Source organism: Seohaeicola zhoushanensis, from assembly GCF_014656415.1.
GTDB classification, from domain to species: Bacteria; Pseudomonadota; Alphaproteobacteria; order Rhodobacterales; family Rhodobacteraceae; genus Seohaeicola_A; species Seohaeicola_A zhoushanensis.
Window position 1 is genome coordinate 1 of the sequence record NZ_BNCJ01000049.1, and the last position, 9,807, is coordinate 9,807.

The following is a 9,807-nucleotide window of genomic DNA, read 5'->3' on the forward strand; positions in this document are numbered from 1 at the left end:
TGCAACTGTTCAGGCTGACAAAGCAGCTGCGGGTGGCTCCCAGTCCGGAGCTCAGGCTTGCGGGCCTCGGGGGAGGTCGGGATGCCACCCGCAGATCAACAATAGCACAGGCCGGAATAGACAGGGGGAGCCGCCGAAGGTGGCGGGGGCAGCGCCCCCAGGCAACGCCCGCCACCGGCGTTGACGCCGGGACACCGCAGTAGGGCGGGGTTTACCCCGCCGCTGCGAAGCGCCTCTTCTCAAACGGGAATTCCGCGCCTAACCTCGCAACGGAGACAGGCGGAGCGGAACATGCGGCTGGATCATTTCGCGGTGGCAGGGGCCAGCCGGGCCGAGGCGGTGCTGGCGGTGGAAGAGGCGCTGGGCGTGGCGCTGCAGCCGGGGGGCGACCATGCCGCCTTCGGCACCCATAACGCGCTGCTGGGCCTGGCCGACGGGCTCTACCTCGAAGCCATCGCCATCGACCCCGCCGCGCCGCCGCCGGGCCGGCCGCGCTGGTTCGATCTCGACCGATTCGCCGGCCGGGCGCGGCTGACCAACTGGATCTGCGCCACCGAGGATCTCGACGGCGAACTGGCGCAGCTGGGTCACGGTGCCGGCCATCCGATGGAACTGGCGCGCGGCGATCTCAGCTGGCGCATGGCGGTGCCGGACAGCGGCATCCTGCCCTTCGACAACATGTTCCCCGCCCTGATCGAATGGCAGAGCCCGGTGCACCCGAGCGACCTGCTCGCCGTCTCGGGCTGCGCCCTGCGCCGGCTGGTGGTCTGCCACCCCGAGGCCGAGGTGCTGCGGCGAGCGCTTGCGCCGCTCCTGCGCGAGCCCCGCGTGGTCTACGAGACCGGGCCGGCGCTGCTGCGGGCCGAGATCGACACGCCGAATGGGCTGCGGGTGCTGCTGTGAGGATCCGCCCGGCGGTTGCCGCCGACGCGGCGGCGGTCTGCGCGATCCTGAACCCGATCATTCGCGACACCACCGTGACCTTCACCACCGATCCGCGCCGCCCCGAGGAGGTCGCCGCCGAGATCGCCGAGCGATTGCCGGCCTTCCTGGTCGCCGAGGCCGATGGAAGGGTGATCGGCTATGCGACCTATGGCGCCTTCCGCAAGGGGCCGGGCTATGCCGCCACGGCCGAGCATTCCGTCCACCTCGCCCCCGAGGCGCGCGGCCGGGGGGCCGGGCGGGCGCTGATGGCCGGGCTGGAGCAGGTGGCGCGCGCCGCCGGGATCCACGTGCTGGTGGCGGGAATCAGTGGCTCCAATGCTGCCGGCATGGCGTTCCACGCCCGGCTCGGCTTCACCGAGACCGGCCGGATGGCGGAGGTTGGCCGCAAGAACGGGCAATGGCTCGACCTGGTGCTGATGCAGAAGGTGCTGCGCTCTATGGGCGCACCTGACAGCGACACGCGGAGCGGGTAAGATGCATCCATGTCGATCTGGACCCGCATAAGAGAAGCGCTTGCCGCCCTGGCCAAGGGCGAGAGCCTTGCCCATGTCTTCGAGACCCTGCGCACGCCGCCCGAGAAGAGCGTCGCCTTCACCATCGCGGTGATCGCGCTGGGGGCGAAGATGGCCAAGGCCGACGGCATGGTGACGCGCGACGAGGTGACCGCCTTCCGCGAGGTGTTCCAGATCGCCCGCGAGGACGAGGCCGATGCGGCGCGGGTGTTCAACCTAGCCCGCACCGACGTCGCCGGCTACCGTGAATATGCCGGATCGATCGCCCGGATGTTCCGCGGCGAGAACGGCGTGCTCTGCGACCTGATGGAGGGGCTGTTCCACATCGCCGTGGCCGATGGCGCCTATCACCCGGCCGAGGACCGTTTCCTGGCCGATGTGGCCGGCATCTTCGGGCTGAGCGAACAGGCCTTCCGGGCCCTGCGCAGCCGCTTCGTGCCCGATGCCCACCCCGATCCCTGGACCGTGCTGGGCGTCAGCCCCGACGCCAGCCACGAGGAGATCCGCAAGGCCTGGCGGCAGCTGGTGCGCGAGAACCACCCCGACCGGATGATCGCGCGCGGCGTGCCCGAAGAGGCGGTCAAGCTGGCCGAGAGGAAGCTGCGCGACATCAACCGCGCCTGGGAGGAGATCGGCGCGGCGGCGGTGCACTGATGCGCATTGCCACCTATAACGTCGAATGGTTCGCCAATCTCTTCGACAGCCACAACCGGCTGATCGACGACGACGGCTGGTCCGGGCGGCAGGACGTCACCCGCGCCGAGCAGACCGAGGCGCTGGGCATCGTCTTCACCGCGCTGGAAGCCGACGCGATCATGGTGATCGAAGCGCCCAATACCGGGCGGTCGCAGAACACGGTGGCGGCGCTCGAACATTTCGCGGCGGTGTTCAGCCTGCGCCAGCGCAGCGCGGTGATGGGGTTCGCCAATGACACCCACCAGGAAATCGCGCTGCTCTACGATCCCGACCGCCTGAGCGCGGTGCATGATCCGCGCGGGGCGGAAAGCCCGGCGCAGGACGACCCCGAGCCGCCGCGTTTTGATTCGACCTATCGAATCGACCTGGATGTCGACGCCAACGAAGACCTGGTGACCTTCTCCAAACCGCCGCTGGAGCTGGCGGTGCGCACCGCGACGGGCACCGAGTTCTGCCTGCTCGGGGCGCATCTGAAGTCGAAGGCGCCGCATGGCGCAAAGAACGGCGACCATGCCATGCGGCTCTCGATCGCCAACCGGCGCAAGCAGCTGGCGCAGGCGCTCTGGCTGCGCGGGCGCATCGCGGCGCGGCTGGCCGAGGGGCGGCAGGTGATCCTGGCGGGCGACCTGAACGACGGCCCCGGCCTTGATGAATTCGAGAACCTGTTCCGGCGCTCCTCGGTCGAGATCCTGCTGGGCGAGCAGATGTACGACCCCCATGCCCGGCTGGCGCTGCAGCGGCCGATCACCGCCGCCCCGACCACGGCGCGCTTCCGCATCGAGAGCGAGGACCGCTACCTTTCGGCGCTGCTCGACTACATCATGATCTCGCCGGGCCTGATGGACCGCCAGCCGGCCTGGCGGATCTGGCACCCCTTCGACGACCTGCGCTGCTGGCGCGTGCCCGAGCTGCGCGATGCGCTGCTCAAGGCCTCGGATCATTACCCGGTGACGCTCGACATCGAAATCTAGAGCGCCACGGCGTCGTGCAGGATGAAGCCTTCGAGCAGGTCGTGCTCGTCATCCCAGGGCTTGCGTTCGAGCACCCGCATGGTGTCGGCGTAACCCGCCTCGCTGCGCTGGCGGATGCCGCTTTCCGAGAAGTCGATGTCCTTCAGGTGGTCCTCGCCCTGCAGGCTCGGGGCCATCAGGCGGATCACATGCATCCGGGTCAGGCAGCCGTAGGATTCCATCTCGCGCACCATGTCCTTGTTGCGCTCGTCCTCGGGCAGCTTCATCGCCAGTTCCTTGATGATGTGCCGGAGCCGGTGCAGCTCGCGCTGGCGCTGGATATGGCTCTTGCCGCGGCTGGAATACTGGATGTCCTTCTGCCGGTTCATCACGTCCCAGAGCGTGTCCGGTTCCGAGCCGTCCGGGTTCCACAGGTGGACCGAGAAGACCACGCCGTCCTTGCGCGGGTTGTCGTCGAAGACCGCCTCGACCGGGGTGTTCGACAGGATCCCGCCGTCCCAGAACAGCTCGCCGTCGATGCGGACGGCCGGGAAGGCGGGCGGCAGCGCGCCCGAGGCCAGCACGTGGCGCAGGTCGAGCCGCTCGTCGCGGCTGTCGAAGTAGCGCATTTCGGCGGTGCGCACGTTGGCCGCGCCCATGGTCAGCCGCACCTCGCCGTCGTTCAGGAGGCGGAAGTCGACCAGTTCGCCCAGCAGCGCTTCCAGTGGCTCGGTCGAGTAATAGGCGGCCTCCTCGGCGCCGAGACGGGCGTGGGGGCCGAGCAGGGCCAGCGGGTTGGGGCGGAAGAAGGCCTGCACACCGGTTGCCAGCGTCATCCAGTTGCTCGCGGCCTGGCCGTAGAAGGGCGCGGCGGCCAGCACGTTCTGCAAGGGCGTGAGGCCGATGCGGCGCCAGAATTCCTCCATCCGGTCCAGCCGTTCGGCGGGCGCGTTTCCGGCGATCAGGCTGGCGTTGATCGCGCCGATGGAGGTGCCGATGACCCAGTCGGGTTCGATGCCAGACTCGTGCAGCGCGCGGTAGACGCCGATCTGATAGGCCCCCAGCGCGCCGCCGCCCTGCAGCACCAGCACCGCCTGGCCGGGCAGGGGGTGTTGGCGCAGGTCTTCGGCCAGCGGTTCGGCGCATTTCGGAGTTTGGGATATGTTCATGTCGCCATGTCCTTTCCGCCCGGTCCGCGACCGGACAGGGACAGAGATAAGCATCCCGATCCGGCCAGCACAGCACCAAAGCGGGGTGATGCGCGGAATGATGCATGTGAAAGGTCACAATTGCGGCAACCGCGCGGGTTCGGGGCAGGGGTCTTGCATGTCCTGCCGGCGCGGGTCCATTCATGGGCGAGTGCTGCCCGAAGGACCGAACCCATGCCGATGACCCTGACCGCGCCCGAGATGCTTGCCCGCCTCGTTGGCTTTCCCACCGTCGTGGGCCAGCCCAATGGCGCGCTGATCGCCTTTGTCGCCGAGTATCTCGAAGGCCATGGCGCGCGGGTGCATGTGCTGCCGGGGCCGGAGGGCGACCGGTCGAACATCTTCGCGACGATCGGCGATCCGGGCGTGCCGGGATACATCCTCTCGGGCCATGTCGACGTGGTGCCCGCCGCCGAACCGGGCTGGCTGGCCGATCCGTTTGTCCTGCGCAGCGAGGGCGAGAAGCTGATCGGGCGCGGGGCGGTGGACATGAAGGGCTATGTCGCCGCGGTGCTGAGCTGCGTGCCGGCGCTGGCGGCGCTGCCGCTGAGTGCGCCGGTGCACCTGGCAATCTCCTACGACGAGGAGAACGGCTGCCGGGGCGTGGTGCATATGCTGAAGGCGCTTCCCGACCTCTGCGCGACGCCGCTGGGCGCTTTCGTGGGCGAGCCTACGGGCATGGCGCCGGTGCTGCGTCACAAGGGCAAGGCGGCGCTGCGGCTGACGGCCAGGGGCATTACCGGCCACAGCTCGCGCCCCGACCTCGGGCGCAATGCGATCCACGCGCTGATCCCCGTGCTGGCCGCCGCGCGCGAGCTGTCGGCGCGCATGGCGGCGGAGGGCCCGCGCGACGAGACCTTTGCGCCGCCGTATCACACGGTGCAGGTCGGCCGCATGGGCGGCGGCGAGGCGCTGAACATCCTGCCCGAGGCGGCCTGGGCCGAGATCGAGGCGCGGGTGCTGCCCGGCGCCGACCCCGAGGCGGTGCTGGCCCCGGTGGTGGCGACCGCCGCCGCGCAGGAGGGCGTCAGCGCCGAGATCCTCGCCGCCTATCCGGCGCTGGGGCTGGCGGAGGGCGATCCGCTGGGGGCGCTGGCCTGCGCCCTGTCGGGCAATGCGCCGGGCGCGCCGGTCAGCTTCGGCACCGAGGCCGGGCGCTTTCAGGCGGCGGGCATCCCGGCGGTGGTCTGCGGCCCCGGCGACATCGCCCGCGCGCACAAGCCCGAGGAATTCATCACCCGGCCCGAGCTGGATGCCGCCTGCGAGATGGTCATGGCGCTGGGCCGTCACCTGTCCTGAGCGGCCATCCGGTTGCCGCCGCCGCCGGGCTGCCCTACCTTTTCCAGGCAAGGGTGAAGGAGCCGACATGGACCACGGACACGATCATTCCGGGCATGACCACGACCACGGGCATGGCGGGCACAACCACGCCCCCGAGGTCGGCGCCAACAACGAACGCGTGGTGCTTGCCGGGCTGGTGCTGACCTTCGGCTTCATGCTGGCCGAGCTGGTCGGCGGGCTGCTGTCGGGGTCGCTGGCGCTGATCGCCGATGCCGGGCACATGTTCACCGATGCCGCCGCGCTGGCGTTGGCCTGGGCCGGTTTCCGCTTTGGCCGCCGCCGCCGCGACGACAAGCGCACCTTCGGCTACATGCGCTTCGAGATCCTCGCCGGGCTGGTCAATGCGGTGACGCTGATCGCGCTGGTCGGCTGGATCGCCTGGGAAGCGGTGCAGCGTCTGCTGAGCCCCGAGCCGGTGCATGCCGGCCCGATGCTGGTGATCGCGGTGCTGGGGCTGGTCGTCAACGCCGGGGTCTACTGGCTGCTGTCGCGGGGCGATACCGGCCATCTGAACATTCGCGGCGCCATGGTGCATGTGCTGGGCGACCTGCTGGGCTCGGTTGCCGCCATCGTCGCGGCCGTGGTGATCTGGGCCACCGGCTGGACGCCGGTCGACCCGATCCTCTCGGTGCTGCTCTCGGCGCTGGTGCTGCGCTCGGCCTGGGTGCTGCTCAAGGCCTCGCTCAACGTGCTGATGGAGGGCACGCCGGGCAATGTCGTCGTGTCAGAGCTGAAGGCGGAACTGGTGGCGAAGGTGCCGGGGCTTGCCGGGGTCGACCATGTGCATGTCTGGTCGATTACCTCGGGTCAGCCCTCGACGACCATGGAGGTGCAGCTGGCCGAGGGTGCCGAGGCGCCCGAGGTGGTGCGGGCGGTCAAGCGGGTGCTGCTGGAGGATTTCGGCATCGCCCATTCGACCATCGAGGTGGACTGGGGCCAGGGCGATCCGATCTGCGTGCTGGATCCCCGTGCCGGGGGTCATGACCACGATCATGATCATGACCACGGCAAGGGCGAAGGGCAGGGCGCGGCCCTGCCCAACCCGACCTGAGATTCAGGCGGCGGGAGTGTAGCCCGCCTTGGTCAGCGCCGCGCGGGCGGTGGCGGCATCGCCCTCGACCCGGACGAGATGCGCGGCGAGATCGACTTCGACCGGCGCGCCGGGCAGTGCCTCGGCCAGCGCGCCCTTGACGGCCTTTTCGCAATGGCCGCAGGTCATGTCGGGAACGTGGAAAGTGGTGGTCATTCTGGTTGGAACCCTTGTTGTGAACAGCTGAGTCGGGCACATTCGGCCCGGCTGACCGATGATCTAGGGCTTCCGGTAACTGGAAGGTCAAGGCCCCGCCGGAATTTTTCGCTCAGGCGCCCTTCGGCTTGACCTGCCCGCCGCGCTGGGCAACGATCCGCCCGCGCCTGCCGCCCGGCAGGGACGCCCAATCCGAAAACAGGACGCTTACCCCGGCGGTCAAAGCTTCCGCGACAGGAGACGAATGATGAACGGTGCCGAAAGCCTGGTGAAAAGCCTGATCGCCAGCGGGGTAGATACCTGCTTTACCAATCCCGGCACCTCGGAGATGCATTTCGTCGCCGCGCTCGACCACGTGCCGGGGATGCGCTCGGTGCTCTGCCTGTTCGAAGGCGTCGCCACCGGTGCGGCGGATGGCTACTGGCGGATGGCGCGCAAGCCGGCCATCACGCTGCTGCACCTCGGCCCCGGCCTCGCCAATGGTATCGCCAACCTGCACAACGCCAAGAAGGCGCATTCGGGCGTCGTCAACATCGTCGGCGAACATGCCGAGACGCATCGCAAGCTGGACGCGCCGTTGATGGCGGATATCGAGGGGCTGTCGCGCCCGGTGTCGCACTGGGTGCATTCCTCGCTCTCGGCGGCGGATGTCGGTGCGGATGGCGCCAGCGCGGTGGCCGCCGCGCAGGTGGAGCCGGGGCAGATCGCCACGCTGATCCTGCCTTCGGACACCGCCTGGACCGAGGGCGGCAGCGTCCATGCCGCGCCGGCGCCGGCTGATCGGCCCGGCGTGGATGCGGGCGAGCTGGAGCGCGCCGCCGCGGCGCTGGACGGTCCCGAGACCCTGCTGCTGCTGGGCGGGTTGGCGCTGACCGCCGAGAACCTGGAGAAGGCCGGGCGCATCGCCGCCAGGACTGGCTGCGCGATCCTGTCGGAATGGTCGAACGCGCGGCTGGAGCGCGGGGCGGGGCGGGTCGTCATCAACCGCGTGCCCTATCCGATCGACCAGGCGCTGGGGGTGCTGAAGCCCTACAAGCGGGTCGTGCTGGTCGGGGCGCGCGCGCCCATCGGGTTCTTTGCCTATCCCGGCAAGCCGGCGGTGCTGACCGCCGAGGGGGCCGAGATCCAGGCCCTGGCCGGGGCGGGCGACGACCTGTCGGGCGCGCTGGACGGGCTGGTCGAAGCGACCGGCGCGGCGGGCAGTGCGCCCAGGGGCATCGCCGAGCGCAAGCATGTCGCGCGGCCCTCCGGCAAGGCCGATGCCGTCACCATCGCCCAGGCGCTGGCGGCGACGATCCCGGACAATGCCATCGTGGTGGATGAATCGATCACCACCGGCCGCGCCTTCTTCCCGGCCACCGCAGGGGCCGCGCCCCATACCTGGCTGAACAACTGCGGCGGCTCGATCGGCTACAGCCTGCCGGTGGCGATCGGCTGTGCCGTGGCCTGCCCGGACCGCAAGGTGCTGGCGCTGGTGGGGGACGGGTCGGCGATGTATACGATCCAGTCGCTCTGGACGATGGCGCGCGAGGGGCTGGACGTCACCGTGCTGGTCCTGGCCAACCGCACCTACCAGATCCTGCGGGGCGAGCTGACCAACGTGGGGGTGCAGAACCCCGGACCGCGCGCCATCGACATGCTCTCGCTCGACCGGCCGGCGCTGGATTTCGTCGCCATGGCGCAGGGCATGGGCGTGACGGCGGTGCGCGTGGAGGAGGCCGGGGCGCTGGTGGATGCCATCGAGGCGGCGCTGGCGAGCGGCGGGCCGAACCTGATCGAGGTTGTGGTCTGACCCGAGGCCGCTAACGGCCTGTTAACCTGTGTCGGCGAGGCTGGGGCCATGCCGACACCGCGCGCCTTCCACGAATCGCTGCCGCTCTTCGTCACCGACGAAGCGCCCGTTGCGGCGCTGGCGCCGGGACGGCTGCCGTCCTACATCGCCGACCACCGCGCCCGGCTGCGGGCGCGGTTCATGTCGGGCGGCGCGGCGGCGCTGCCGGATTACGAGCTGCTGGAACTGGTGCTGTTCCGCGCCCTGCCGCGCAAGGACACCAAGCCGCTGGCCCGTGCGCTGCTCGACCGGTTCGGCGATTTTAACCGCGTGGTCTCGGCCCCGCCCGAGCAGCTGGGCGAGGTGCATGGCGTGGGCGAGGCGGTGATCTGCGACCTCAAGGTCATCGAGGCGGCGGCGCATCGCATGGCGCGCTCGCGGGTTCTGCAGCGGCATGTGATCTCCAGCTGGGACGCGGTGCTCGACTATTGCCACACGACGATGGCGCATCGGGAGACCGAACAGTTCCGCGTGCTGTTTCTCGACCGCAAGAACATCCTGATCGCCGACGAGGAACAGGCGCGCGGGACGGTCGACCACGTGCCGGTCTATCCGCGCGAGGTGGCCAAGCGGGCGCTGGAGCTGAACGCCTCGGCGCTGATCCTGGTGCATAATCATCCGTCGGGGGATCCGACGCCCTCGGAGGCGGATATCGGCATGACCAACCAGATCCGGGCCGCCTGCGACGCCCTGGGGCTGACGCTGCATGACCACCTGATCGTGGGCAAATCGCGGGAGCTGAGCTTTCGGGCGGAGGGGCTGTTGTAGGGGGCTTATCCTGTCGTCGGAGGGGCGGGTGCGCTTAGTCCCCTCACCCTAACCCTCTCCCCCGAGGGAAGAGGGAATGGTGGTGTGTTGGGTTGGGGGTGGTGCGCCTGACCCCTCACCCTGGCCCTCTCCCCCGAGGGGAGAGGGGATTTGTGGTGTGTTGGGTTGGGGGTGGTGCGCTTGGCCCCCTCACCCTAGCCCTCTCCCCCGAGGGGAGAGGGGATTTGTGGTGTGTTGGGTTGGGGGTGGTGCGCTTGGCCCCCTCACCCTAGCCCTCTCCCCCGAGGGGAGAGGGGATGGCGGTGTGTTG

The 9,807-nt window shown here is 69.8% G+C and carries 10 protein-coding genes; 8 read left to right on the plus strand and 2 right to left on the minus strand.

Annotated elements, in window-relative coordinates; all coding sequences use genetic code 11:
• The first annotated feature begins 291 nt into the window (after positions 1 to 291).
• From IE266_RS26345 to IE266_RS26360, 4 genes are read left to right on the plus strand one after another with little or no spacing between them, the layout of a single operon-like run.
• On the plus strand, positions 292 to 903 hold the full coding sequence (locus IE266_RS26345; protein WP_189683120.1) for a VOC family protein: 612 nt from the start codon (positions 292 to 294) through the stop codon (positions 901 to 903).
• A complete protein-coding gene (locus IE266_RS26350; RefSeq protein ID WP_189683121.1) occupies positions 900 to 1,418 on the plus strand; it encodes a GNAT family N-acetyltransferase in 519 nt (172 codons plus the stop codon). The genes IE266_RS26345 and IE266_RS26350 overlap by 4 nt, the downstream gene beginning before the upstream one ends.
• Positions 1,419 to 1,427: 9 nt before the next feature.
• Entirely contained in the window at positions 1,428 to 2,111 is a 684-nt protein-coding gene (locus IE266_RS26355; protein WP_189683122.1) for a molecular chaperone DjiA, read from the plus strand.
• Positions 2,111 to 3,124, plus strand: coding sequence for an endonuclease/exonuclease/phosphatase family protein (locus IE266_RS26360; RefSeq protein ID WP_189683123.1), 1,014 nt, complete (start codon positions 2,111 to 2,113; stop codon positions 3,122 to 3,124). Before IE266_RS26355 ends, IE266_RS26360 begins: the two co-directional genes overlap by 1 nt.
• Here IE266_RS26360 and IE266_RS26365 read toward each other — a convergent pair.
• Positions 3,121 to 4,272, minus strand: a complete 1,152-nt coding sequence (locus IE266_RS26365) for a patatin-like phospholipase family protein (RefSeq protein WP_189683124.1) — start codon at positions 4,270 to 4,272, stop codon at positions 3,121 to 3,123. The genes IE266_RS26360 and IE266_RS26365 overlap by 4 nt on opposite strands.
• 213 nt (positions 4,273 to 4,485) lie before the next feature.
• Between IE266_RS26365 and argE the strand changes: the two genes are divergently transcribed.
• Positions 4,486 to 5,610, plus strand: a complete 1,125-nt coding sequence (gene argE / locus IE266_RS26370; protein WP_229864538.1) for an acetylornithine deacetylase — start codon at positions 4,486 to 4,488, stop codon at positions 5,608 to 5,610.
• 67 nt (positions 5,611 to 5,677) lie between these two features.
• On the plus strand, positions 5,678 to 6,703 hold the full coding sequence (locus IE266_RS26375; RefSeq protein WP_189683125.1) for a cation diffusion facilitator family transporter: 1,026 nt from the start codon (positions 5,678 to 5,680) through the stop codon (positions 6,701 to 6,703).
• A gap of 3 nt (positions 6,704 to 6,706) precedes the next feature.
• Here IE266_RS26375 and IE266_RS26380 read toward each other — a convergent pair whose 3' ends face one another.
• The gene (locus IE266_RS26380) at positions 6,707 to 6,898 is read right to left on the minus strand and encodes a heavy-metal-associated domain-containing protein (protein ID WP_189683126.1); all 192 of its coding nucleotides are present in this window, start codon (positions 6,896 to 6,898) and stop codon (positions 6,707 to 6,709) included.
• Between the two features lie 247 nt (positions 6,899 to 7,145).
• On the opposite strand from IE266_RS26380, the gene IE266_RS26385 reads away from it, so the two are divergent.
• Together IE266_RS26385 and radC are read left to right on the plus strand one after the other, a co-directional pair.
• Positions 7,146 to 8,690, plus strand: coding sequence for an acetolactate synthase large subunit (locus IE266_RS26385; RefSeq protein ID WP_229864539.1), 1,545 nt, complete (start codon positions 7,146 to 7,148; stop codon positions 8,688 to 8,690).
• A 48-nt stretch (positions 8,691 to 8,738) separates the two neighbouring features.
• Entirely contained in the window at positions 8,739 to 9,497 is a 759-nt protein-coding gene (gene radC / locus IE266_RS26390; RefSeq protein WP_189683128.1) for a RadC family protein, read from the plus strand.
• Positions 9,498 to 9,807: the final 310 nt, after the last annotated feature.